A 23728-nucleotide genomic window follows, 5' to 3' on the forward strand; every position below is an offset into this window, starting at 1 on the left:
CAAATTACGACAACTGCGCCACTCGAACAGAAGGGCTCCTCCATGGATTGGTTGATCTGGGCCATCGTTATTGTGTTGATCGTCGCGATTGCATGGTGGCTCTTGAGCCGCAATAACGCGAAAACATCGCGAGCAGGCACCACCCCGCCATCTCCGTCGCCAACCGCCGCATCCCCGCAAATGGACTCCACTACCGCAGCCTTGACGGGCTCCGCTCCCCTGCTGGGAACGGCAGTCCCTTCCGAACAACCCCTCGACGAAACGCGTCCTACCCAAAAAGCAGCGGAAGCGGAACCGCAGGTCGAACCCCAGGCCGAGCCGAAGGGCACACCGCAACAGGACGGATTCGACGTCGACGATTGGGAGGGGCCCGACGCAGCCGCGGATTCCGGAACGGTAGCGCCCGCAGAGGAACCACTTGCCGGAATGGTCCGTGAAGAACCCGTCATCGAAGAGCCCAAGCTCGCCGAACCAGTCCTGTCCGAAAGCGTTCCCGAATCCGCCGCTTCCTCCTGGCCCGAACCGGAGCCCGAAGGAGGGGTCACTGCCGACGACGTCACCGCCGCAGACTCCGGCCCCTCCGGAAGCGCGGTGACTCCGGCCGGCACCGTTTCTGCGACCGACGCCGCATCTCCTGCGAACACTCCGTCTCCTGCAAGCACAGCGCAGCAGGCGGACAGCGCCGAATGGGAAGCCACGTGGAGCGAAGGGAGTGCTCCCGCGGCGCCAGTCCACCACCGCGAGTACACCGAGCCGCACGCCCCGACGCTTCCCGGCGCGGAAACCGCAGCGGCGGAGACGGACGAAACGGCAACCGGGGGCGGTCAGGCCGCGTCCCTGGGCGGCCATCTCGCCGCGGACAAGCCATACGGTGAGGGTTCAGCGGCTGCCGGAGCGGATGGCAGCGGACCCGAAGGCTACACGGTCAAAGGCAACGTGGACACCATGATCTACCACGATGAGGACAGCCCGGCCTACGACGAGATCCAGGCCGGGGTGTGGTTTATTTCAAGCGCCCATGCCGAGGCCGCCGGCTTCCGGCCACCCCGGAGAAGCCGCCGCTGAACGGCTCGGCCGCTAAACAGGCGAAGGCGGGATCCCGGAGCGTTCTCCGGGCCCGCCGATGAACAAACCGGACAAACGTGGCACACTTCACAGGTGTCGCGCGGACACCGCGCCGCGCTTTGTGGCTGCTGAGCAACAATCAAAACCCCGATTTCGCGCTGCTTTTAACGCCCTTCCCAGAGGCGCGGGAACGCACTCCGTATCGATTTCACACTTCGGCAAGTGTCGTGTAGAGTTACATGTCGTTGCGGAGATCAACGAGGAAGAAAAGCCTACCGAGATCGCCATCAACGAACGCACCTCTAGCTCAATTGGCAGAGCAATTGACTCTTAATCAATGGGTTCCGGGTTCAAGTCCCGGGGGGTGCACCAAGGGAAGGGCCCTTGAACGGCTTCGGCTGCTCAAGGGTTATTTCTTTGCGTTGCGAACAACAAACAATTGCACCTCTAGCTCAATTGGCAGAGCAATTGACTCTTAATCAATGGGTTCCGGGTTCAAGTCCCGGGGGGTGCACCAAGGGAAGATCCCTGGAAGGCTGAATGGTCTTCCGGGGATCTTTTTTGCATTCGCAACAAGCTGGGGTTTGCGCGGCGGGCGAAGTGACCGACGACGGCGCCAGCCACCCGCCGTCGGGACGGAACCGTTGCAGCGGGAGCACCGCCGTCGGGACCTGCGCGCCTCCGCAACAGGTGGGGCGCCGCGGCAAGTGCGGCGAATGGAAGCTAAGACCCCGAGGGGGAAATGTCGGCGGGCGCCACTCGAGGGTCCGCGGCGGCGACGATTTCCTTCACGGCATCCGAGGAATGGTTGTTCGCCAATTCGCGCACCAAGGCCTGGAGTTCGCGGCGCAATTTCCCGGTGTCCACCGGAACAGGCGCAAGCACTTCGAGCTCGAGTCGGCTGGCAAGGCCCAGCGTGCGCTCTCCCTCTTCAGTCAGGCTCACTACCTGGCTTCGGCGGTCGGAGAGGCTGCGCGTGCGGCTGATGTGTCCGTGGACTTCCAACCTCGCAAGGGTCTTGCCCATCGTCTGGGCTTGAACCTGAACAATCTGGGCGAGCATCGTCTGGGTGGTGGGTCCCTTGACGGCGAGTACTTCCATGACAATGACCCCGGCATGGGTCAGACCCATGCCTCGGAGTTTCTCGTTCCATGCGTGCTCCACAAGGCGCGCCGCAGTGGAGAGCAGACGCCCGGTGGGCCAGCGTTCCATATCGGGCATAAGGGCCAGTATATCGGTCACACGGCTCGTCGATGCCCCAGGCGCAGATTCGTGAAGCAAGCCACGTGTCACTAAGCTTGGTGGTCGCGAATGTTAGCAAGGAGCGCATCATGGCTGAACGGCTTGCCGCGGGCGATACCGCCCCGGATTTCACCCTCAAAGACCACACTGGGCACGACGTCAGCTTGGCGTCGTATCGTGGCCGCAGCACGGTGGTCTACTTCTATCCGGCAGCATCCACTCCGGCGTGTGCGAAACAAGCCTGCGACTTCCGTGATTCGCTGGCAAGCCTGCAGGCTGCAGGCTACGAAGTGATCGGGGTATCCCCGGACCCGGTGGAAGACCTGGCGAAGTTCGTCGTCGAAGAATCACTCACTTTTCCCTTGTTGTCCGATGAAGGACACCAGGTTGCCGACGCCTACGCGGCCTGGGGCGAAAAGAAGAACTACGGCCGGACCTACGAGGGTCTGATCAGGTCGACCATCGTGGTGGACCCCGACGGGAAGGTCGCCCTGGCCCAGTACAACGTGCGGGCCACCGGACACGTCGCGAAACTCCGCCGCGACCTCAAGCTGGACAAGTAACCCCTCCTCCGGGAGTTTGTGTACATGTAACACCCCTCAACGGCGTTTTTAACGGGTGTTAGGTGTACACAAACTCCTTGGGGCGGGGATGGTCTGGGGCACGGCGGCGCACGGGTAGAATGGAGGCCGGTATACGCGGGACGCACGATCGAGCCCCCGATACCAGCCCGGCGCGAGTGGTGAAATTGGCAGACACGCAGGATTTAGGTTCCTGTGCCTTCGGGCGTGGGGGTTCAAGTCCCCCCTTGCGCACATCGGAAGTGCCCCGGTCCCCGGACCGGGGCACTTCACGTTTTCAGCCTGGACTCAGGGCCCTGAACTAGACTGGACTGCGGTCCGGCTGCCACGGGCCCCAACCCGTCCGAACTGCCTTGAGGGGACAAGAGTGGTAAGCAGCAAGCTTCGCCGAACCATGCTACAAATCGGCGCAGGCCTACTGGCCGTGGCCCTGACCTCTTGCACAGCTGCCACCGGACCGGCACCATCGACGTCGTCGTCGGGTGATGTCCAGGCAGCACCGAGCAAGACGTTCAACTTCGGTACGCCGTCCATGCCGCTGGGCCTCGATCCGGCACTCACGAGCGACTCCGAGTCCTACCGCATTACCAGGCAGGTCATGGAGGGCCTCGTTGGTGTTGATCCTGCGACAGGCCAGCCGACGCCGTTGCTCGCCACCTCCTGGTCGCAAGGGAGCGACGGCCTGAGCTACGACTTCACCCTTCGCAGCAAGGTCACTTTCCAGGATGGAACCGCGTTCGACGCGGCGGCTGTCTGCACCAATTTCAACCGTTGGTTCAATTTCCCCGCGACCGTCCGCCAACAAGTGCAAGCAATTCCCTTTGAGAGCGTCTTCAAGTACTTCGCGGACGAAGCTCCCCTCTCCATCTACAAAAGCTGCAAGGCCGTCTCGACAGACCATGTCCAGATAAACCTGGCAAAGCCGTTCACCGGATTTCTCCAGGCGTTGACGCTGCCGGCCTTCGCCATGTCTTCCCCGAAAGCCATGGCGGACGGCAAGGCAGACATCCTGGACCAGAAACTGACCGGACAGCCGGCGTCGAGCTACGCTGCCCATCCCGTGGGCACAGGACCGTATGCGTTTACCTCCTGGGGCAAGGACAGCATCACCCTCACGAGTTACAAGGGCTACTGGGGCAACCGCGGACAGATCGAGACGGTCAACTTCATTCCCTTCGACTATCCGCAGACCGAGCTTCAAGCACTCCTCGCCGGCAAGATCGACGGCTACGACCTCGTCACCGCGGGCACCTTCGACCAGTTGGTCAAGAAGGGCATGCAAATTGTCCAGCGGGATCCGTTCTCCGTCATGTACCTGGGAATAAACCAGTCAGTGGCGCCGCTCGACAAGCTCGAAGTCCGCCAGGCAATCGAGATGGCGATCGACAAAGACACGCTCATCCATAAGTTCTTCATCGACAACACCGCGCCGGCTTCGCAGTTCGTCCCGCCAAAGCTGAGCGGGTTCAACAACAACGCGCCTTCGTTGGGATATGACCCGGACAAGGCCAAGCAGTTGCTCGCCAAGGCCGGGTACAAGGGCGAAGAGATCAAGTTCTACTACCCCCTTAACGTCACGCGCGCCTACATGCCCACGCCGGAAAAGATCTATGCGGAGATCAGCGCCGAGCTGACCGCCGTCGGGCTCAACATCAAACCGGTTCCCGTCCCTTGGGACCAGGGGTACCTCCAGAAGGTCCAGTCCCCCGGCGACCACGGGCTCCACCTGCTGGGCCTCAACGGTTCCTACTCGGATCCGGACAACTTCGTGAGCACCCTTTTCGGCGAAAACAACGGTGAGTTCGGCTACAGCGATCCCCAGGTGTTCTCGAAGATCGACCGGGCCCGCGGGCTCCCCGACGGCTCCGACCGCAACTCGCAGTACCAGACCATCAACAACCAGATCGCCGCGACGGTCCCGGCCGTGCCGATCGCGTTCCCCATCTCCGCTTTGGCCCTCTCCGACCGCGTCGAAAAGTACCCTGCCTCGCCAGTCTTAAACGAAGTTTTTACAAACGTTCGCCTGAAGTCTTGACGATCCGCCGCAATTTCAGTTATGTGCCACCGCGGGGATATTCTGTGACAGCCAGTGCCGCCGCTATCGGAGATAGATCGTGACCTTCATTTCCAAGACAAACCACGCTGACGTCGTCCTTATTGGGGGCGGAATCATGAGCGCAACCTTGGGCGCGTTCATCAAGCAACTCGAACCCAACTGGACCATCTCCCTTTTCGAGCAGCTCGACGAAGCCGGCCTTGAAAGCTCCGGCCCGTGGAACAACGCGGGAACCGGCCACGCCGCACTTTGTGAACTTAATTACTCCCCCGCGGCGAAAGACGGCTCGGTCGACCCGTCCAAGGCCCTCCACATCAACGAACAATTCCAGCTTTCCCGCCAGTTCTGGTCCCACCTCGTGGACAACAAACTGATCGGCTCCCCCAAGGGCTTCATCAACACCGTTCCGCACATGAGCTTTGTCATCGGCGACAAGCACGCGGATTTCCTCAAGACCAGGTACGAGGCCCTCAAGCCCAACACCCTCTTCCGCAGCATGGAGTACTCGGAGGACCAGGCCCAGATCGCCAAGTGGGCTCCACTGATCATCAAGGGCCGGGACGCCAAGCAGCGCGTCGCCGCGACCCGCGCGGCCGAGGGCACCGACGTCGATTTCGGTGCCCTGACGCGTGAACTCACCACCTACCTCGCCAACAACGGCGTAGAGGTCAATTACGGTCACGATGTCACCAACATCAGAAGGGCGTCCGACGGCGGCTGGGACCTTTCGATCAAGTACCCGGCTTCCGGCGAGCACGGCCACATCCGCGCCAAGTTCGTCTTCGTGGGAGCCGGCGGCGGCGCCCTCCACCTGCTGCAGGCTTCGGGCATCCCCGAGAGCAAGGGATACGGTGGGTTCCCGGTCTCGGGCCAGTTCTTCCGCTGCACCGACGAGTCCATCGCGAGCCAGCACAGCGCCAAGGTCTACGGCCAGGCTTCCGTGGGTGCCCCGCCCATGTCCGTCCCCCACTTGGATACCCGCTACGTCAACGGCAAGCGTTCCTTGCTGTTCGGCCCCTACGCCGGGTTCTCGACGAACTTCCTGAAGTCCGGCAGCTACCTGGACCTCCCCTTGTCCATCCGCCCGGGCAACATCATCCCGATGCTCGCCGTGGCCAAGGACAACATGGACCTCACGGCCTACCTCATCAAGGAAGTGGCGAAGCGTCACGAAGCCAAGGTCGAGGCGCTCCGTGAGTACTACCCGCAGGCTGAAAGCGGCAACTGGGAACTCATCACGGCCGGCCAGCGCGTGCAGATCATCAAGAAGGATTCGAAGAAGGGCGGAGTGCTGCAGTTCGGCACCGAAGTCATCACGGCCCGGGACGGGTCCATCGGCGCACTTCTCGGAGCTTCCCCGGGCGCTTCCACCGCAGTTCCGATCATGATCGAGATGCTTCAGCGGTCCTTCCCCAAGTACTTCAAGGGCTGGCAGTCCAAGCTCAAGGAAATGATGCCGGGCTACGGCGTCAAGCTCAACGACAACCCGGAGCTCGCCACCGAGCTGGAAGAGAGCACGGCCCGCTCCCTGCAGCTTGAGGCCGTCGACGCCGTCCAGCGCTAGCAACCGTCCTGGCTACGGCCGGTTCCCTACACGAAACAGACCGTAGATCCAGGAGACAAGGCAATGTTCCGTCTGGCAAGGCTTTCACTCGCGAACAGGGCATTGATCGCGCTGATCACCGTCTTCGCGGCGGTGTTCGGCGTGATCACTATGTCTTCGCTCAAGCAGGAACTCATCCCGTCGGTCGAGTTTCCGCAGATTTCCGTGATTACGTCCATGCCGGGAGCTTCCCCGGACGTCGTTGACAAGCAGCTCAGCCGTCCCCTCGAAGCCGCCTTGAACAGCGTCGAGGGCCTGGAATCCACCACGTCGACGTCGCGGAGCGGTGTTTCGCAAATCACCATGGTCTTCATCTATGGTTCGGACCTGGACCGGGCCCGCAACCAGATCGATCGCGCCATCTCCAATGCCAAACGGGTGCTGCCGGCCGACGTCGAGCCCCAATCCTTCGCCGGCAACATCAGCGACTTCCCTATCGTGTACTTGGCGGTGTCGTCCGACAAACCGTTGAGCGAGCTCAACACGGACTTGCAGCGGCTTAGCGTTCCCCGTCTCCAAAAGCTCGACGGCGTGCGCAGCGCCGACGTGACGGGCGGCGCGACCCAGCACATCCTCATCCAGCCCAAGGTTCCCGCCATGGCCGCCAGCGGCGCCTCCGTCCAGTCGATCACCAGCGCCCTGAAGAACAACGGAACCCTGGTTCCCGCAGGAACCATCCAGGACCAGGGCAAGACACTCTCGTTGCAGGTCGGAAGCCCGTTGGATTCCCTCGACGTCATCAAGGGCTTGCCGCTCACGGGAGCCAAGGCGGGCACGACCATCGGCGCCGTCGCAGACGTGAGCATTGAGGACGACGCCGCGACGTCCATCACCCGGACCAACGGAAAGCCCACCTTGGCGCTTTCCGTCACGAAGAAGCCCGACGGCGACACCGTCGCCATCTCGCACGCCGTCCAGGACGCCATTCCCCAGATGGAGTCGGAACTCGGCTCCAACGCGCACTTCACCCCAGTGTTCGACCAAGCACCCTACATTGAGAAGTCCATCAAGGACCTCACCACGGAAGGGCTCCTGGGACTCGGTTTCGCCGTGGCCGTGATCCTCGTCTTCCTGATGTCCGTGCGTTCCACCTTGGTGACAGCCGTATCTATCCCGCTGTCCCTGCTCATTACCTTCATCGGGATCTTCGCGACGCACTATTCCCTCAATATCCTCACGCTCGGAGCGCTGACTATCGCGATCGGCCGCGTGGTTGACGATTCCATCGTGGTGATCGAGAACATCAAGCGCCATTTGAGTTACGGGGAGCACAAGCTCGCGGCGATCCTCAATTCCATCCGGGAAGTGGCGGGCGCCATCACGGCGTCGACGCTAACGACGGTCGCGGTCTTCCTTCCGATCGCCTTTGTGGGCAACCTGGCCGGCGAACTGTTCCGGCCTTTCGCGTTGACTGTCACCATCGCGCTCCTGTCCTCGCTCCTGGTGTCTCTCACGATTGTTCCGGTGCTTGCTTACTGGTTCCTCAAGTCGCCTTCCCCGTCAGGGACCGCCGAAGACGCCGCCCGCGCCGAGAAGGCCCGCGCCGCGGCGCATGAGGCCGAGCAACGCAGCATCCTGCAGCGCGGCTACCTGCCCGTCCTCGCCAAGACCCAGAAACACCCGGTCCTCACCATCGTGGCCGCAGTGTTGGTCCTGGGCGGGACGGCGGCCATGTCTCCCCTCCTCGCGACAGATTTGCTGGGCGACTCGGGCCAGAACAGCATGACCGTGCGCCAGGTCCTTCCCGCCGGCACAAGCCTTGACCAAACCAGTGCCGCCGCCGAAAAGGTCGAATCGGTCCTGAAGGGCATTGACGGCATCAAGGACGTCCAGGTCACCTCCGGCAATGCCCAAACCGGCTTCGCCGCGCTGACGTCCAGCGGAGCGTCCAATTCGTCATTCACGGTAGTGACCGACGAAAAAGCCGACCAGCAGAAATTGCAGGAGACCGTCCGCACCCGACTGGCTGACGCTTCGGCCGCGGGAAAGATCACGGTGGGATCCCAACAGGGTGGCCTGGGAACGTCGTCGAGCGTCGACATCACCATCAACGCGGCCACCTCGACCGACCTGAAGACGGCCAGCGATGCCATCGTCAAGGCAATGGACGGACTGCCGGGCAGTTCCGAAGTTTCCACCAACCTTGACGCAAGCGCTTCCGTGGTCCAGGTTCGCGTGGACCGTGCCAAAGCCGTGGCCGCGGGGCTGAATGAGGAACAGGTTGCCGGTGTCCTCGCAGCGACCGTCAGCCCTGTCCCCGCGGGAACGGTGCGCATCGACACAACCGACTTCCCGGTGCAGGTCGGCGAGGGGACGCATTTCACCAGCATCGCGGACGTCAGGGCGATCAACATCCCGACGCCGGTGGGCCCGGTACCGCTGTCAACCATCGCGTCCGTGGATCAAGTAGACACTCCAGTCACCATTACGAGCAGCAACGGGCAGCGCACCGCCAAGGTGACCATTACGCCGTCGGAGTCCAACCTCGGCGCGGTCAGCGCAACCGTCAAGGACCGCCTGGCGTCGGTCCAACTGCCGCCGGGCGTCACGGCGACGATTGGCGGGGCGACCACCCAGCAGGCTGATTCGTTCAAGCAATTGGGCCTCGCGCTGCTTGCCGCGGTAGCAATCGTCTACGTGATCATGGTGGCCGCTTTCAAGTCGCTCATCCAACCCCTCATCTTGTTGGTGTCCGTGCCTTTCGCCGCGACGGGAGCTATCGCCCTGCTCCTGGTGACGGGTGTCCCGCTCGGCCTGCCCGCACTGATCGGCATGCTGATGCTGGTGGGAATCGTGGTCACGAATGCGATTGTGTTGATCGACCTCATCAACCAATACCGAAAACCCCACGACGGCACCCCGGGAATGAGCGTGGCCGAGGCGATCACGCACGGCGCCCGCCAACGCTTGCGCCCCATCCTGATGACGGCGCTCGCTACCGTGTTCGCCCTGACTCCGATGGCGTTGGGCATCACCGGTGGCGGCGGCTTCATTTCCCGGCCGCTGGCCATCGTGGTGATCGGCGGCCTTGTTTCATCGACGGCGCTGACCCTCGTCCTGGTGCCCGTCCTCTACAAGTTGATAGAGGGCCGCCGCGAAAAGAAGGCCCTGCTCAAGGTCCTCATGCGACGTCCCAGCGGCACCGGGGACGGCATCGCCGGCCACGCCGACGCGGAACGCTTGGACTGGACCACTGGAATGACCCCCAGGGTCACCGGCCGCCGGTCCGCTTCCGGCCCCGCCGAGTAGGACAACACACCGGGAACAAATAGCTGCCCAACCCTGTTACAGCCATCGATACATGCAAATGCATCTATCTTGGGATAGACTGTTGGTAGGTCCTCAACACCAGCAGGGCAGGCAGAAAGGCACACATCATGGAGATCGGCGTATTCAGCGTCAGCGACATCACCACTGACCCCACCACGGGCCGGACCCCCACGGAGAACGAACGCATCAAAGCGTCCGTGGCCATCGCCAAGAAGGTCGAAGAGATCGGCATGGACGTCTACGCGATCGGCGAGCACCACAACCGGCCGTTCTTCTCGTCCTCCCCCACTACCACCCTGGCCTATATCGCGGCGCAGACCGAACGCATCACCCTGTCTACCGCCACCACCCTGATCACCACCAACGATCCCGTCAAGATCGCGGAAGATTTCGCGATGCTCCAGCATTTGGCCGACGGACGCGTGGACCTCATCATGGGCCGGGGAAATACGGCGCCCGTCTACCCGTGGTTCGGCAAGAACATCCAGGACGGGATCGAACTCGCGATCGAGAACTACTCGCTCCTCCGCCGGCTCTGGGATGAGGACACCGTGAACTGGAGCGGCAAGTTCCGCACGCCGCTGCAGAACTTCACGTCCACGCCCCGGCCGCTCGACGGCGTCGCGCCCTTCGTGTGGCACGGATCCATCCGCAGCCCGCAAATCGCCGAACTCGCCGCCTACTACGGTGACGGCTTCTTCGCGAACAACATCTTCTGGCCCAAGGAGCACTACCAGCAGCTCATCGGCTTGTACCGCGAGCGCTTCGAGCACTACGGCCACGGCAAGGCGGACCAGGCCATCGTGGGACTCGGCGGGCAGTTCTTCATGCGCAAGAATTCGCAGGACGCGGTGAAGGAGTTCCGTCCGTACTTCGATAACGCCCCGGTCTACGGCCACGGTCCCTCGCTGGAGGACTTCACGTCCCAGACACCGTTGACGGTCGGCAGCCCGCAGGAAGTCATCGAAAAGACTCTCACGTTCCGCGAGTACTTTGGCGATTACCAGCGCCAGTTGTTCCTCGTGGACCACGCGGGACTGCCGCTCAAGACGGTCCTGGAGCAATTGGACCTCTTCGGCGAAGAAGTCCTGCCGGTCCTGCGGAAGGAATTCGAGGACCGCAAGCCGGCCCACGTCCCGGACGCCCCAACGCATGCATCACGGGTGGCTGCGTCGGCCTTGGCTTCCGCGGCTGAAGACGCCGTTGCCCACGCCTCCGGGGGGACCGCGTGACCACCAAGGCGACAACTTCGTCGTCGGTACGCCTCGCCGCCGAAACCTGGGAGTCGTTGTTCCGCTCCCAGGTGGCGGTGATGCGCCGGCTCCAGGCGGGGAAGGCCTTCAAGAAGCTTCCCATCAAGGAGTACGACGTCTTGTTCACGCTCTCGCGCTGTCCTACAGGCAAGCTGCGCTTGAACGAGATCAATGACCACGTGCTCCTGAGCCAATCCAGCCTGAGCCGTTTGGTCGAGCGGCTGGAGAAGCGGGGGCTCCTGGAGCGCAGCGTCGCCCCCGACGACGGTCGCGGGATCCTGCTCGGGCTGACCGACGCGGGGCGCGAGTTGCAGAAGGAGATCGGCCGCGAGCACGTGCGCGATATCGCCGAACTGGTGGCCCCCGCCCTGACGGCGGAGGAACAGCGGGAGCTCCTGCGGCTCACGGAGAAGCTGCAGTCGTTCGTCGCGGGCAAGTAGCGGCGCGGAACCGTAGCGTCGCAGGCGCGTTCCCGCCGTCGTCGGTCCCCCGGGATTCGGTCCCGGACGCCCCGGCGGGCGGCCGTCAGCGGAGGATGACGAGCCGGTCCGGATCGTCTTCCGGCAACTCGTCGGCAACTTCGGCGGTAACTTTCAACGTTTTCAACGAGAGGCTCCCGCCCACCGTGGAAAGGAATGCCGTGTCCGATGAGTCCCGTCCGGCGGTAATCCGCAGCATGGCTTCACGGGGAGCAAGGCCCGTGGGATCGATGACGTACCAGGTTCCGTCGATGTTCGCTTCGGCTACTGCGTGGAAATCCATGGGGCTAAGTCCCGGCGCGTAGACCGCGGTGAGGCGGGCCGGAATGTCCTTGGAGCGCAGGAGGGCGATGGCCAGGTGCGCGAAGTCGCGGCACACTCCCTTGCGGTGCAGGAGCGTCTCGACGGCGCCGTCCGTTCCCCGCGACGAACCGCTGACATACCTGAGTTCGCCCTTGACCCAGTTCCTGACGGCGTGCAATAGCTCCTCCCCGTGCAGGCCGCCAAACTCAGCGTAGGACGTCGGGAGGAGCCGGTCCGATTCGGCGTAGCGGCTGGGACGGACGTACCGGATGAGTTCCATCCGGGAGGAATCGTCGGGGACGCCGAAACCGCGGACCGACGCCTTGTAATCGACGGTGACTTCACTCGGTTCGTCGAATTCCATGTAATGGAAACGACCGCCGTGGTGGTCGGTCAATTCTGTCAGGGGAACGGCTTCGCCTTCCACCGTGACGGTAAGCTCCTCGGTCATCGATTCGTAGCCTGGGTTGCTTGCTACAGCGATTGCCATGGCCACTTTGGTGTTGGCGACGGTCTTGAAAACGAGCTTGGCGGAAACGTTGCGTTCCATGGATCTCCGGAATGTTGCGGCTGGACATCCCCCATGTCGCCGATCTGCTGTTGCGTCAATCGCGGTTCTACAGATTGACCTTCAGAGACAGTAGCATCCGTTGGACGTTGGCGAATTCCGAGCTATCGTCCACGTACTTGGCGGCCTGGTCAAGGGTGTCGAAGGACTTCGCCGGAGCGACCACTTCGTCCGTGGCAAATGCGTGGATGGCGGACATGTCCCCGAAAGAGTAATTGCCTTTGCCGGCCGGAGCGGCCACGAGGTTGCGAAGTTCACAGGCTTTGCCATCGGTCCCGGCCACCATATTGGTGATGCCGTATGAACCGAAGAATTTGTACCCTTGGATGACGCGGAACACCACGTGCGGAGGAATGGTGGAATCGTTGTCCGCGTGCGGAAGGTCGACAGGGACGCTGCTGACCACCACGTAGGGCCGCTTGGCGGCGTCGTCGCACGCTGCCGGACTTGCCGCGGGCAAGCCGGTCTCCAAGGTTGCCATGTAGGTGCCTTTGGAATCCTTGACCACGATCTTGAGGGCGCCGGGCAAGGTGCCGGCGCCGGGCGGGAGCGATTGTGCGATCCAGTCGCTCGGGAGGTCGAAACTGACCGACTTGGCAGCGTCCGTATAGGTCTTCCATGCAGCGGCGGTGGCACCGGAAGTTGCCGCGCTAGGTGAGGGGCTGCCGGCGCCCGCGCTGGCTGAGGAACTGCCGGTAGTGCCCGACGGCGGGACCGCGCCAGCGCCGTTGGGGCCCGGTGCCGTACTGGTTCCGGCTGTCCACGTCGAACCGGCCTTGCCATCGGCACTGCAGCCCGCAGCGGCGATGGCGACGACCGCCGCCAGGACGGCTATTGAAAAACTCAACGGAATCCGCTTCGCTCCCATGGGCAACAGCCTAGCGGCGGATGGACCCGGTCCGGTCTTGCCGTGCCGCGTTTTGCTCCACAGCGGGGTCGAGCAGCGCACGGCCCACAGGGTCGCGGCGCGAGGACTAGGCTGGACCTCATGGATCCCGATCAGCGCGAAGAGGACGAAAACAGTGTGGCGGGAATCTCCGCCGTCGATATAGCCGACTGGCGCCTGCGGACGTTCGCGCTCTATGACCAGGTCCGGAAGATCGCCGTCGGAGATCCTTTCCAAGCCCACGTGTATTGGCGCCAGGAGCGGGACCGCATGTTCGGAACGCATCCGGCGTCGGCCTTGACCGCGGCGGCGAAGTCGAACTTCTCCGGACTGCGCACCGCGGACTACGATCCCCGTTTCCGGCGCTTCGCGGCGCTCTCTCCCGAAGGCGCCGGGCAGGAGATGAACGTCCAGACCGGTACCGACGGCGTTGTGCCGTTCGTCCGCCTGGGTACCTTCGACCTCGACGAACTCGGGTCCCTCGCGGTGTGGCGCCTCCGCAGCTATGGAGGCGGGATCTTCGTGCCCTTCCGCGATGCCACGGCGGGCAAACCGGGAGGAAGCTACGGCGCTGGCCGGTACCTCCTGGACACCATCAAGGGCGCCTACCACGGCTTGCGCGGTTCGGGGCAGCAGGAGTTCATCCTCGACTTCAACTTCGCCTACAACCCGTCCTGCGCGTACAACGAGGCGTGGGCATGTCCCTTGGCCGGGCCCGCGAACCGCCTCGCGGCGGACGTCCCGGTGGGCGAGCTTTACGTGCCGGACTGAGCAGCCTCGAGCTGTTGCAGGCATCGCCGGAACTAAAACCGGCCGCGCAGGACGGGACCCACCCGTCACAGGACGTAGGATGTCTTCATGACTTCCTCACGCCCCCGCCGGATCGCCCGGGTCCGGCCCGTCCATCCCGCGTCGCCGGACGAACAGTTTTTCGTGGCGAACGACGCCGCTGACTTCCATTCCGAAGGCGGCCGGAAGTGGACAGTGGTCGAAAGTCCGTTCCCTGGCTCCCCCGCAAATGCCGGCAGTCCCGCCCGCACAGGATGGGAGGCAGGCGCCGAGGTGCTGGAGGACGGGTTCGTCTTCCTCGCACCGTCCGTTCCCGCAAACGTTCTTGGTATGGCGCACAACACCGGCCAGCCCGGCAGGGATTTGCCGGCCCAGGCGTTCCACAAGGCCGCAACGAGCGTAATCGGACCCGGCGAGGCCATCGAGATCGGCACGGATGTGGGGCATGTGGACCCCGAAGCCGAGCTGACCGTCGTCGTCGGCCGGAAGGTCCGCGGATTGACCCTCGACAACGCCCGCACGGCGATCCTCGGATTCACGATCGGCAACGACGTCTCCGCACGGGACCTGCAGAAGAGCGATGAACTGTGGATCAGCGCGAAGAGCCAGGACACCTTCACGCCGGCGGGACCATGGATCGTCACCGATCTTGACGAAGGCGACGTTTCGATCGCGGTTGTGCACAACGGCCAGGAGCTGCGCCCGGCCAGTTCCGCGGACCTCGGCTGGAAGGTGGACGAAATCCTCGTCTACCTCAGTTCGTTCATGACGCTGCACCCCGGCGACCTCGTGCTCACCGGCTTTCCGGCCGAGAGCGCGCGGATCCTTCCGGGGGACACCGTGACCTGCAAAATCGGCGGCATCGGCGAGCTGAGCAATCCCGTCACAGCTGCTTCATGGGAGAAATACAGTTTGATGTGACAGGCTTGGCCCATGGACTCGTCAGCTGCACCCGTCACCACATCGCGGCAGGAGTCCCATGTCCGCCCGCCGGCGGGCGAGCAGCTCAAGGGCCTCATGCGGTATCCGGTGGTCCGCCAACTCGTACGGTTCACCGGCGTCGGGATCGTCTGCACGGCGTCGTCGCTGGGCCTCTACGCGGTGTTCCGTCCATGGATGGGACCGCAATTGGCGAACGCGGCGGCGCTCATCATCACGTCGCTCATGAACACCGCATTGAACCGGCGGCTGACCTTCAAGATCAGCGGCAAGCAAAAGAGGACCCGGGACCATGTGAACGGGCTGATCGTCATTGCGGTCGCTTTGGTCATCACTGGCGGAAGCCTGGGCGTGCTGCATGCCTTCCGGCCCGAGGCCACGGTCACCGAGGACCTCTGGACCACCACGTTGTCCGGACTCTTTGCCACGGCCGTCCGTTTCTCCATGCTGCGGCACTGGATCTTCCGGCGGGCTCGCAACGCGTGACCGGCTGCCGGCACGCGCCCGGCTGCCGGCACGCGCGCGCGCGCCGAACCCACCGCCCACCGAACCAGCGCCCGCGAACTCAGCGCTTCCCGAGCCCTTGCACGCTCCCGACGGCGGCAGCCACGGCGTCGGCGGCTTGCTCCAGTTCGACCGCGGTCACCGTGGAATCGAAACTGAAGCGGACCGCGGTCTGCGCCACTTCCGCCTCGATGCCCAATGCCGTCAGGACTGGCGACGGCGCATCGGATCCCGCGGCGCACGCCGATCCGCTCGAGCAGACCACGCCGAAACGCTCAAGCTCAAGCAACACCGATTCCCCGCTTGTGCCCGGGAAGCAGAATGACGCGATCGAGGGCAGCCGCTGCGAAGGATGGCCCGTGAGCAGGGCTCCGGGAACGGTTTCGAGGATCGTGCGAATGAAGGCGTCCCGAAGCTGCGAGACCCGGCCGGCGCGCTCGGACTGCTCGGAAGTCGCAATGGCCAGGGCGGTAGCCAACGACACTGCGCCTGCCACGTTTTCCGTTCCTGACCGTCGTCCCCGTTCCTGGCCGCCGCCGTGGACCAACGGCTCCAGCCGCAACCTCCCCTTGGCGTAGAGGACACCGCTGCCCTTCGGGGCGCCAAGCTTGTGGCCGGAGATACTCATGGCGTCCACGCCCAACTCCTTGGCGTCGATCGGCAGCCACCCGGCGGCCTGGACGGCATCGGTATGGAAAGGCACGCCGTATTCGGCGCTGACCTCCGAGAGTTGCCGCACGGGTTGCACCGTGCCGATCTCGTTGTTTGCGTACATGATGCTTGCGAGGGCCGTTTCCGGTCGCAGCGCGGACCGGAAGGCTTCCGGCGTCACCGTCCCGTCGCTGTCGACCGGCACGACGTCCACGACGAACCCATGGACCCGCTCGAGGTAGCGGGCGGATTCCTCGACTGCCGGATGCTCGATGGCGCTGATGGCAATCCGGTTGAGCGCGGCATCCCGCGCGCGCCTCGCCAGCGCGATCCCCTTCACCGCGAGGTTGTCGGCCTCCGTTCCTCCGGACGTGAAGGTGATCTCCCCCGACCTGCATCCGATCGCTTTCGCCACAGTCGCGCGTGCCGCGGAAAGTGCGTTGGCGGCGGCTTCCCCGAGACCGTGGTGGCTCGACGGGTTTCCGAATTCACCGGTCAAATACGGCCACATCGCTTCGAGGACTTCCTTGCGGACCGGAGTGGTCGCCGCGGCGTCGAGGAAAATCACGGGACTAGCCGACGCCGGTTGTCGCCGCCAGCGGCGATTCACTGGCCACGTCCAGCGTCACGTCGAGTCCGAGGTCCAACGCCGAGACGCTGTGCGTCAGCCCACCGATGGAGATCACATCGACGCCTGCAGCCGCGATGTCAGCCACGGTGTTGGTGTTGACGTTGCCGCTCGCTTCGACCACTGCGCGTCCGGCCACCTGACGCACGCCGGCACGGAGTTCCTCAAGGGAGAAGTTGTCCAGCATGATGGTGCCGACGCCTGCCGCGAGCACCGGTTCGATCTGTTCAGCGCTGTCCACTTCCACTTCGAAGTGCGTCGTGTGTCCGAGCTGGGCTTTCGCGGCAATCAGCAGGGCGGTAAGTTTCGCGGAATCGCCACCCGTCATGACAGCGAGGTGGTTGTCCTTCGCCAAGACGGCGTCGGACAAGCTGTAGCGGTGGTTGGCTCCCCCGCCGCACCGCACGGCGTAGCGTTCCAGGACACGGAGCCCGGGAGTTGTCTTCCGCGTGTCCGTGATGCGGGCCTTGGTGCCGTGGACGAGCTTGACGAATTCGGCGGTCTTGGTGGCGATGGCGCTCATTCGCTGCACGAGGTTCAGCCCCACGCGTTCGGCGAGGAGCACGGAGCGTGCGCGGCCGCTGACCCGGGCGAGGTGGGTACCGGCGTCGAACGCTTCACCGTCGGCGACGAGGAGCTCAACGTCGGTGTCCGGATCGATGAGCAGCATCGCGTCGCGGAACACGGTTCCGCCGCTGAAGACGCCCGGAACGCGGGCGTTGAGCACCGCAGTGGCGCGGGCGTCGGCGGGAATGAGCAATTGCGAGGTGATATCGCCGTTCGGGGCGTCCTCCGCGAACGCCCGCTCAAGGATCTCCCGGACAGGTGCTGAGGGGAGGGTCAGGCTAGTCATTGACGAGGCTCGCTTTCCGGCGGATGGTGTATCGCTGTTGGGTGGATTCGGTGGTGGTCCCGGGCTCTTGGCCGGAATCGTTTCGGTAGTGCGCGCCAAGGGAGCCGCGCCGCGCTTGCGCGGCTTGCACCAGCAATTGCGCCGCGAGGAGCAGGTTTGCGTCTTCGTGCCGCTGCTGGTCAAGGGAGTCGGGCACGCTTTCAGGGCGTACGACGTCGGCCCACGCGCCGAGTGCCCCCGCCGCCTCCCTGAGGAGCTCACCGGAGCGCAGGACGCCGGCTTTGGCAGTCATCAGCCGCCGAAGGGCAGCCCGCGAGAAGGGCTCAGGGACAAGTTCAGGCTGCCACGCGGTGAGCGCCTCAACCAGCGAGCCGGTCCTCCGACCGTTCGGCGGCGTCCCAAGGAATCCCTCAACAGCCCGCCGCCCAAAGACGAGCCCTTCGAGCAACGAGTTGCTCGCGAGGCGGTTGGCCCCCTGGACTCCGGTGCACGCGACTTCACCGGCCGCGAGCAGGCCGGGCACGGAGGTCCGGCCGTGCAAGTCGGTGACCACGCCGCCCATCCAGTAATGCGCCGCCGGCGCGACGGGAACGGGTTCGCGGGTCCAATCGATCCCGGCTTCACGGGTCCTGGCGCTGATGGTCGGGAAGCGCCTCTCCAAGTAGCCGGCCCCCTTGGCGGTTTCGACGACGCGCGCGTCAAGGAAGACGTGGCCGCCGGGATCGCCCAGGGACGCCAAATGGAAGGCGATGCTGCGCGAGACCACGTCTCGGGGAGCGAGCTCAGCATCGGGGTGGTAGGCCGGCATGAACCGCTCGCCCGTCGCGTCCACCAGGATGGCGCCTTCACCGCGGACGGCTTCGGAAACCAGGAGAGGCTCGGGCTCGGTGTCACCAGCCGCGGCCAGTACCATGCTCGTGGGATGGAACTGGAAGAACTCCAGGTCCGCGAGTTCGGCTCCGGCCCGCCAGGCGAGCGCCAGTCCATCCGCGGTTGCCACCGAAGGGTTGGTTGTCTGGGAGAAAAGCCGCCCGGCTCCGCCGGTGGCAAGCAGCACCGCGTCAGCGTGCAGGCTCTCCAGCCGGCCGCCCCTGAGGAACTCGACGCCGGCAACCCGCCCCTCGGACTGGATCAGCGACGTCACCTGCGCGTGGCCTACGACCCTCAATTTCCCGGCTTCCTGCGCGTCAAGTGCCGCGAGGATGAGCGCCTTCGCGATTCCCGCCCCCGTGGCGTCGCCGCCGGCGTGGAGGATCCGCGGAGCCGAGTGGGCGGCCTCGAGTCCCAAAGCGGGACCGCCGTCGGGACCCACATCGAAACGGACGCCAAACCGCTCAAGGCCGAGGATGTCCTGCCGGGCTTCGCTGCACAGTACCCGCACGGCCTGGGGGTCGCAATGCCCGCCGCCTGCCTTGATGGTGTCCGCGATGTGCGCCGCCACGGTGTCGCCCGGAGCTGGAGCATCGAGCACTGCCGAGATGCCGCCCTGGGCGAGGAAGGTGTTGCTGTCTGCGAGCGCGCCCTTGCTAAGGAGGATGACATCCTGCCCGGCTTCGGCCGCGAGCAGGGCCGAATAGAGTCCGGCGATGCCGCTGCCGACGACGACAAGTCGCCGCCGTGCCGAAGCACCGGGAAAGCGTTCTGCGGTCATGTGAAGCTCGATTCGGCTGAGTGGGGGCGGGTGTGGACTTAGAGCGGCTTGGCGGCCAGCATGCGTTCGAGGGCGATCTTGGCGTTGTCCTTGACGGACTCGTCCACCGTGATGCGGTTGACGACGCGGCCCTCGACCAGTTCCTCGAGGACCCAGGCGAGGTAGCCGGGGTGGATGCGGTACATGGTGGAGCACGGGCAGATGACGGGGTCGAGGCAGAAGATGGTGTGCTGCGGGTTTTCGGCCGCCAGGCGGTTCACCATGTTGATCTCGGTACCAACGGCGAAGGTAGTGGGCTCGGTGGCTGCTGCGATGGCCTTCTTGATGAAGTCCGTGGACCCTGCGCCGTCTGCCGCGTCAACCACCTCCATGGGGCATTCGGGGTGCACGATGACGTTGACGCCCGGGAAATCGGCGCGCGCCTTCTCGATCTGGGCAACGTTGAAGCGCTTGTGGACCGAGCAGAATCCGTGCCAAAGGATCACGCGGGAATCCACGAGCGTCTGTTCGTCGTTTCCGCCGAGTTCCTTGCGCGGGTTCCACATGGGCATTTGCTCCAGCGGAACGCCGAGTGCCTTGGCGGTGTTGCGTCCAAGGTGCTGGTCCGGGAAGAACAGGACCCGCTGGCCGCGCTCGAAGGCCCATTCGAGGACAGTCTTGGCGTTGGAGGATGTGCAGACGATGCCTCCGTTGCGGCCGCAGAAGGCCTTCAAGGCCGCAGAGGAGTTCATGTACGTGACCGGGATGACGGGGGCCCGACCTTCGGAATCGGGAGCGGAACCGAAGAGCTCTTCGAGCTGTTCCCAGCATTCCTCCACGGAGTCTTCGTCGGCCATGTCGGCCATGGAGCAGCCGGCGGCAAGGTTCGGCAGGATCACGGACTGCTCGGCGTTGGACAGGATATCCGCGGTCTCGGCCATGAAGTGCACTCCGCAGAAGATGATTGCCTCTGCGTTCGGCTTGGTCAGGGCAGCGTTGGCCAGCTGGAAGGAGTCACCCACGAAGTCGGCGTACTGGACCACTTCGTCGCGCTGGTAGAAGTGGCCCAGGATGACGGCCCGGTCCCCCAGGGTCGCCTTGGCGGCACGGATGCGGCCGTCCAGCTCGGCGTCGCTGGCCAGCTTGTACTCTTCGGGGAGCTGGCCTTGACGGGGCGTAGCCTTCGGGGCGGCGTCGGAACTCGAAGCGCCCGGCCCGTAGGCGGGGATACCGGCCGCGGCTTCGGCGAGGTCGTATTCCCACGGGCCCTGGGCCAGTGCGGGGCTGCACGTCGCACCGGCGGCCGAACGGCCGTTCTCGGCTTCCTCCCGCGTGATCAGCTGGATAGCCGTGTTGACGCTGCTCATGGTGTACTCCTGTTGTCTGGCCCGAGTCCGGGCGTGCCGGTGAAGCGGTAGAGGCGTGGTGGGCGGTGTTTTCCGCCTTGGAGGTATTCACCGGTTTCCTCAATTTCCGGCGTTCCCTTGATTTGGCGGCGGAAATTCGCCGGATCCAGTTGGCGGTCCAGGACGGCCTCGTAGACCTCGCGGACCTGGGCCAACGTGAAGAACTCTCCCAGCAGGTGGTAGGCGATGGACCCGTAGGCCATCTTGTTGCGCAGCCGCCACAAGGCGTAGTCCACGATCGCATTGTGGTCGAAGGCCAGTTCGGCGAGCCTGTCGGCGCGGAACCAGCGGACGTTCTCGGATTCATCGGCCAGGGCGGCCTCGGTGGGTTGGACGAGGGCCCAGTAGACGATCGACACGACGCGTTGGGCGGGCGATCGGTGGAGGCCGCCGAAGGCGTAGAGCTGTTCCAGGTAGTGCGGGGTAAGTCCTGTGGTTTCGCGCAGATTCCGTGAAGCGGCGTCCTGGAGGGATTCGTCGTGCTGCAGCGGGCCTCCGGGCAACGCCCACAGGCCCTTGAACGGTTCGCGGATGCGCCGGACCAGCGGCAGCCACAGCGTGGGGCGGCCGGATCGTTCGCTCGGGCGGAGGGCGAAAATCACCGTGGAAATAGCCAACGACGGCGGCGCGAGCCTGCGCTCTGCCACATTGGCCGAGTTTGCGTACACGCTATTCACCCCGCTCCATTGCCGTTGCCCGGTCTCGACTGCACCCTCGCCGGGACAGCCCCTCGCAGGCGTCGTCGAGACCGCCGGAGTCCGGAAAATTAGTTAAAGTCAAAATGACTAGAACTAATGGTACGACCGTGCGTGGACGGTGTCCAAATATTTCAGCCCGCGCTCCCCTTCGCGGCGGCTTCAAGAAGGGGCAGGGTGCGGCCTTGGAAGTGGGTGTTCAAGACGATCACCGACGATGAGCGCAGCACCGCCCGGGTGGCGATGAGGGAATCGAGTACCCGTTGGAGGTCCGAATTCGACTTTCCTACTACCCGCACCATGAGGTCCGAATTTCCGGACACAGTATGGACTTCGATGAGCTCCGGAATGGCGGCCAAGGCCTCGACGACGGCGTCATGGCCAAGGTCCTGGTTGATGGTCAACGAACAGAAGGCCACAACCGGGTAGCCAAAACCCGCAGGATCGGGCTGCGGAACCCACGGGGCCACGACGCCGCGTTCGGCCATCCTGTCCAAGCGGGCTTGGACAGTTGCGCGCGCGATTTTCAAGACCCTGGATGCCTCAAGGATCGAGGCCCGTGGAGCGTCAGTGAAAAATCGAACAATCTTGGCGTCAAGCTCGTCAACTATTGCCAATTTTTCCTCCATCCGCGCCATCACTGCGCAAATCGATACCCGAGCGGCGATAACGGTTCCACACTGCGTCCATGTTCTCACACGTGTCCTTCGCCACTTCTGCTGCGAAGCGGTAAATTCGATAAGTCCCATAAGGACCTCGCGACAATCCGTCCACAAGAAGGTAAACACGAATGACAACGAAGTCCACCGCTGTTCAACCATCCATTCCTTCGCAACAGCTTGGCCACTCGATGAAGCCCCGGCAACTCACCATGATGGGTCTGGGCAGTGCGATCGGCGCTGGCCTGTTCCTCGGCTCCGGCGCGGGCATCCACGCGGCCGGTCCCGCCGTCCTCGTTTCCTACCTCGTGGCCGGAACGTTGATCATCCTGGTGATGTGGGCCTTGGGCGAAATGGCGGCCGCCAACCCGAACAGCGGCGCATTTTCGGTCTATGCGGAAAAGGCCTTGGGGAAGACGGCCGGATCCACGGTCGGCTGGTTGTGGTGGCTTCAGTTGGTGGTGGTGATCGCGGCCGAAGCGCTCGGGGCAGCAGGCTTGCTGTTCTCCGTCTGGCCGGTCATTCCCGTCTGGGCGCTGGCCCTGGCCTTCATGGTGGCGTTCACGGCGATCAACCTTGCGGGCGTCCGGAACTTCGGCGAATTCGAATTCTGGTTCGCCATCCTGAAAATCGCGGCGATTGTGGCTTTCCTCATCATCGGCGCGGCATTGCTGTTCGGCTGGCTTCCCGGCGTGGCCTCGCCCGGCCTCGGGAACATCACCGGGAGCTTCGCACCCTCGGGCTGGGGTGGAATCGCTTCGGCCCTCTTTGTGGTCATTTTCGCCTTCGGCGGCACTGAAATCGTGAGCGTCGCCGCTGCGGAAACCGCAGAGCCGGCCCGGAGCGTCGGGCGGGCCATCCGCACCGTGGTGTGGCGCATCCTGGTCTTCTACATCGGATCGGTCTTCGTCATCGCCGCGGTCCTGCCGTCGACATCCCCGCAGCTGAAGTCTCCGTTCGCCGGCGTCCTGGACCTCGCCGGAATCCCGGGTGCCGGTACGGCCATTACCCTCGTTGCCGTCGTCGCCCTGCTGTCGGCCCTCAACGCGAACCTCTACGGCGCGTCCCGCATGGTCTTTTCCTTGTCCGAGCGCGGCGAAGCCCCTGCTTTCCTCTCGCGCCTGCGCGGCGCCCGGGTGCCCATGGCCGCCGTCGGGGTTTCCGTCGCATTCGGCTTCATCGCAACGATCCTCGAATTGCTCTTCCCGGACCACGTCCTTCCGGCACTGCTCAACCTGGTCGGCTCAACGTGCCTCGTGGTGTGGGGCACCGCGCTGGTCTCGCAATTGATCCTTCGACGCCGGGCCGACCGCGAAGGTACGCCGTTGCCGTTGCGCATGAAGGGCTTCCCGGCCCTGACGATCCTCGGCCTGGCACTCCTTGCCCTCATTTTTGGCGTGGGGTTCTCGGACGCCGGCAGCGCGGGCCAGTTGCTCGGCACGTTCCTGCTGGTCGCCTGCATCGCGGTGGCGTGCCGCCTCGGAGCCAAGGCCAAGGCAGCCCGCTCGCCGCAAACCGCTGAACTGCCACTCAGGTAGGCGAGCCATGACTATGCAAACTGCCTATTGATCAAGACATTCCACTGACAGTTCTTGGCAGTTTGCCCACCTACGAATAGGCTGATTGCCTACTGGTCGGCAAGTGACTACGGTCACGTCCATGGACATA

Annotated in this window: 20 protein-coding genes and 3 tRNA genes; 14 read left to right on the forward strand and 9 right to left on the reverse strand. The window is 64.3% G+C overall.

Annotation, left to right across the window (positions count from 1 at the left end; all coding sequences use genetic code 11):
• Positions 1-42: 42 nt before the first annotated feature.
• The 3 genes from ABCW42_RS13340 to ABCW42_RS13350 all read left to right on the forward strand — a co-directional run bounded on the left by ABCW42_RS13340 (position 43) and on the right by ABCW42_RS13350 (position 1582).
• Positions 43-1065 carry a hypothetical protein gene (locus ABCW42_RS13340; protein ID WP_423181688.1) on the forward strand — a complete coding sequence of 341 codons (1023 nt, stop codon included), beginning with the start codon at positions 43-45 and terminating at the stop codon, positions 1063-1065.
• A 296-nt stretch (positions 1066-1361) separates the two neighbouring features.
• Positions 1362-1437 (forward strand) — tRNA-Lys (locus ABCW42_RS13345).
• Positions 1438-1506: 69 nt separating this feature from the next.
• Positions 1507-1582: transfer RNA gene (locus ABCW42_RS13350), tRNA-Lys, on the forward strand.
• 206 nt (positions 1583-1788) lie between these two features.
• Here ABCW42_RS13350 and ABCW42_RS13355 read toward each other — a convergent pair.
• Positions 1789-2277, reverse strand: coding sequence for a MarR family winged helix-turn-helix transcriptional regulator (locus ABCW42_RS13355; RefSeq protein ID WP_423184891.1), 489 nt, complete (start codon positions 2275-2277; stop codon positions 1789-1791).
• Between the two features lie 119 nt (positions 2278-2396).
• Between ABCW42_RS13355 and bcp the strand changes: the two genes are divergently transcribed.
• The 7 genes from bcp to ABCW42_RS13390 all read left to right on the forward strand — a co-directional run bounded on the left by bcp (position 2397) and on the right by ABCW42_RS13390 (position 11510).
• Positions 2397-2870: a thioredoxin-dependent thiol peroxidase gene (bcp, locus tag ABCW42_RS13360; protein WP_423181689.1), complete on the forward strand. Its 474-nt coding sequence runs from the start codon at positions 2397-2399 to the stop codon at positions 2868-2870.
• Between the two features lie 170 nt (positions 2871-3040).
• Positions 3041-3122: transfer RNA gene (locus tag ABCW42_RS13365), tRNA-Leu, on the forward strand.
• Between the two features lie 160 nt (positions 3123-3282).
• Positions 3283-4923: an ABC transporter substrate-binding protein gene (locus ABCW42_RS13370; RefSeq protein WP_423184892.1), complete on the forward strand. Its 1641-nt coding sequence runs from the start codon at positions 3283-3285 to the stop codon at positions 4921-4923.
• Between the two features lie 79 nt (positions 4924-5002).
• Complete coding sequence (locus ABCW42_RS13375; RefSeq protein WP_423181690.1) at positions 5003-6508, forward strand: malate:quinone oxidoreductase; 1506 nt, start codon at positions 5003-5005, stop codon at positions 6506-6508.
• Positions 6509-6571: 63 nt separating this feature from the next.
• Positions 6572-9796, forward strand: a complete 3225-nt coding sequence (locus ABCW42_RS13380; protein WP_423181691.1) for an efflux RND transporter permease subunit — start codon at positions 6572-6574, stop codon at positions 9794-9796.
• Between the two features lie 128 nt (positions 9797-9924).
• Entirely contained in the window at positions 9925-11049 is a 1125-nt protein-coding gene (locus ABCW42_RS13385) for an LLM class flavin-dependent oxidoreductase (protein WP_423181692.1), read from the forward strand.
• Positions 11046-11510 carry a MarR family winged helix-turn-helix transcriptional regulator gene (locus ABCW42_RS13390; RefSeq protein ID WP_423181693.1) on the forward strand — a complete coding sequence of 155 codons (465 nt, stop codon included), beginning with the start codon at positions 11046-11048 and terminating at the stop codon, positions 11508-11510. The genes ABCW42_RS13385 and ABCW42_RS13390 overlap by 4 nt, the downstream gene beginning before the upstream one ends.
• An 85-nt stretch (positions 11511-11595) precedes the next feature.
• On the opposite strand, the gene ABCW42_RS13395 is transcribed toward ABCW42_RS13390, so the two are convergent.
• The gene (locus tag ABCW42_RS13395) at positions 11596-12402 is read right to left on the reverse strand and encodes a transglutaminase-like domain-containing protein (protein WP_423181694.1); all 807 of its coding nucleotides are present in this window, start codon (positions 12400-12402) and stop codon (positions 11596-11598) included.
• A 67-nt stretch (positions 12403-12469) separates the two neighbouring features.
• Positions 12470-13288 carry a hypothetical protein gene (locus tag ABCW42_RS13400; RefSeq protein ID WP_423181695.1) on the reverse strand — a complete coding sequence of 273 codons (819 nt, stop codon included), beginning with the start codon at positions 13286-13288 and terminating at the stop codon, positions 12470-12472.
• Positions 13289-13408: 120 nt separating this feature from the next.
• On the opposite strand from ABCW42_RS13400, the gene ABCW42_RS13405 reads away from it, so the two are divergent.
• From ABCW42_RS13405 to ABCW42_RS13415, 3 genes are all read left to right on the forward strand, one after another.
• A complete protein-coding gene (locus tag ABCW42_RS13405) occupies positions 13409-14077 on the forward strand; it encodes a DUF1684 domain-containing protein (protein WP_423181696.1) in 669 nt (222 codons plus the stop codon).
• 87 nt (positions 14078-14164) lie between these two features.
• Positions 14165-15016: a fumarylacetoacetate hydrolase family protein gene (locus ABCW42_RS13410; protein WP_423181697.1), complete on the forward strand. Its 852-nt coding sequence runs from the start codon at positions 14165-14167 to the stop codon at positions 15014-15016.
• Between the two features lie 12 nt (positions 15017-15028).
• Positions 15029-15520 carry a GtrA family protein gene (locus ABCW42_RS13415; protein WP_423181698.1) on the forward strand — a complete coding sequence of 164 codons (492 nt, stop codon included), beginning with the start codon at positions 15029-15031 and terminating at the stop codon, positions 15518-15520.
• A 79-nt stretch (positions 15521-15599) separates the two neighbouring features.
• Here the strand turns inward: ABCW42_RS13415 and ABCW42_RS13420 are convergent, their stop codons facing one another.
• The 6 genes from ABCW42_RS13420 to ABCW42_RS13445 all read right to left on the reverse strand — a co-directional run bounded on the left by ABCW42_RS13420 (position 15600) and on the right by ABCW42_RS13445 (position 22018).
• Positions 15600-16757, reverse strand: coding sequence for a cysteine desulfurase family protein (locus ABCW42_RS13420; protein ID WP_423181699.1), 1158 nt, complete (start codon positions 16755-16757; stop codon positions 15600-15602).
• Positions 16758-16761: 4 nt separating this feature from the next.
• Positions 16762-17670, reverse strand: a complete 909-nt coding sequence (gene nadC / locus ABCW42_RS13425) for a carboxylating nicotinate-nucleotide diphosphorylase (protein ID WP_423181700.1) — start codon at positions 17668-17670, stop codon at positions 16762-16764.
• Positions 17663-19321: an L-aspartate oxidase gene (gene nadB / locus ABCW42_RS13430; RefSeq protein ID WP_423181701.1), complete on the reverse strand. Its 1659-nt coding sequence runs from the start codon at positions 19319-19321 to the stop codon at positions 17663-17665. Before nadB ends, nadC begins: the two co-directional genes overlap by 8 nt.
• 38 nt (positions 19322-19359) lie before the next feature.
• Entirely contained in the window at positions 19360-20667 is a 1308-nt protein-coding gene (gene nadA, locus ABCW42_RS13435) for a quinolinate synthase NadA (RefSeq protein WP_423181702.1), read from the reverse strand.
• Positions 20664-21383: an NUDIX hydrolase gene (locus ABCW42_RS13440; protein ID WP_133204444.1), complete on the reverse strand. Its 720-nt coding sequence runs from the start codon at positions 21381-21383 to the stop codon at positions 20664-20666. Before ABCW42_RS13440 ends, nadA begins: the two co-directional genes overlap by 4 nt.
• Positions 21384-21535: 152 nt before the next feature.
• Positions 21536-22018: an Lrp/AsnC family transcriptional regulator gene (locus ABCW42_RS13445; RefSeq protein WP_423181703.1), complete on the reverse strand. Its 483-nt coding sequence runs from the start codon at positions 22016-22018 to the stop codon at positions 21536-21538.
• Positions 22019-22191: 173 nt separating this feature from the next.
• Between ABCW42_RS13445 and ABCW42_RS13450 the strand changes: the two genes are divergently transcribed.
• Positions 22192-23598, forward strand: a complete 1407-nt coding sequence (locus ABCW42_RS13450) for an amino acid permease (protein WP_423181704.1) — start codon at positions 22192-22194, stop codon at positions 23596-23598.
• The last annotated feature ends 130 nt before the right edge of the window (positions 23599-23728 follow it).

Origin of the sequence: Arthrobacter sp. NyZ413 (genome assembly GCF_049390645.1) — a bacterium.
Taxonomy (GTDB): Bacteria; Actinomycetota; Actinomycetes; order Actinomycetales; family Micrococcaceae; genus Arthrobacter.

Excerpts from the sequence above, each read along its gene's own strand:
- nadA (WP_423181702.1), bottom strand. The coding sequence starts at position 20,667 with ATGAGCAGCGTCAACACGGCTATCCAGCTGATCACGCGGGAGGAAGCC.
- nadC (WP_423181700.1), bottom strand. The coding sequence starts at position 17,670 with ATGACTAGCCTGACCCTCCCCTCAGCACCTGTCCGGGAGATCCTTGAG.
- ABCW42_RS13340 (WP_423181688.1), top strand. The coding sequence starts at position 43 with ATGGATTGGTTGATCTGGGCCATCGTTATTGTGTTGATCGTCGCGATT.
- nadB (WP_423181701.1), bottom strand. The coding sequence starts at position 19,321 with ATGACCGCAGAACGCTTTCCCGGTGCTTCGGCACGGCGGCGACTTGTC.
- ABCW42_RS13450 (WP_423181704.1), top strand. The coding sequence starts at position 22,192 with ATGACAACGAAGTCCACCGCTGTTCAACCATCCATTCCTTCGCAACAG.
- ABCW42_RS13355 (WP_423184891.1), bottom strand. The coding sequence starts at position 2,277 with ATGGAACGCTGGCCCACCGGGCGTCTGCTCTCCACTGCGGCGCGCCTT.
- bcp (WP_423181689.1), top strand. The coding sequence starts at position 2,397 with ATGGCTGAACGGCTTGCCGCGGGCGATACCGCCCCGGATTTCACCCTC.
- ABCW42_RS13405 (WP_423181696.1), top strand. The coding sequence starts at position 13,409 with ATGGATCCCGATCAGCGCGAAGAGGACGAAAACAGTGTGGCGGGAATC.
- ABCW42_RS13400 (WP_423181695.1), bottom strand. The coding sequence starts at position 13,288 with ATGGGAGCGAAGCGGATTCCGTTGAGTTTTTCAATAGCCGTCCTGGCG.
- ABCW42_RS13395 (WP_423181694.1), bottom strand. The coding sequence starts at position 12,402 with ATGGAACGCAACGTTTCCGCCAAGCTCGTTTTCAAGACCGTCGCCAAC.
- ABCW42_RS13370 (WP_423184892.1), top strand. The coding sequence starts at position 3,283 with ATGCTACAAATCGGCGCAGGCCTACTGGCCGTGGCCCTGACCTCTTGC.
- ABCW42_RS13380 (WP_423181691.1), top strand. The coding sequence starts at position 6,572 with ATGTTCCGTCTGGCAAGGCTTTCACTCGCGAACAGGGCATTGATCGCG.
- ABCW42_RS13415 (WP_423181698.1), top strand. The coding sequence starts at position 15,029 with ATGGACTCGTCAGCTGCACCCGTCACCACATCGCGGCAGGAGTCCCAT.
- ABCW42_RS13410 (WP_423181697.1), top strand. The coding sequence starts at position 14,165 with ATGACTTCCTCACGCCCCCGCCGGATCGCCCGGGTCCGGCCCGTCCAT.
- ABCW42_RS13385 (WP_423181692.1), top strand. The coding sequence starts at position 9,925 with ATGGAGATCGGCGTATTCAGCGTCAGCGACATCACCACTGACCCCACC.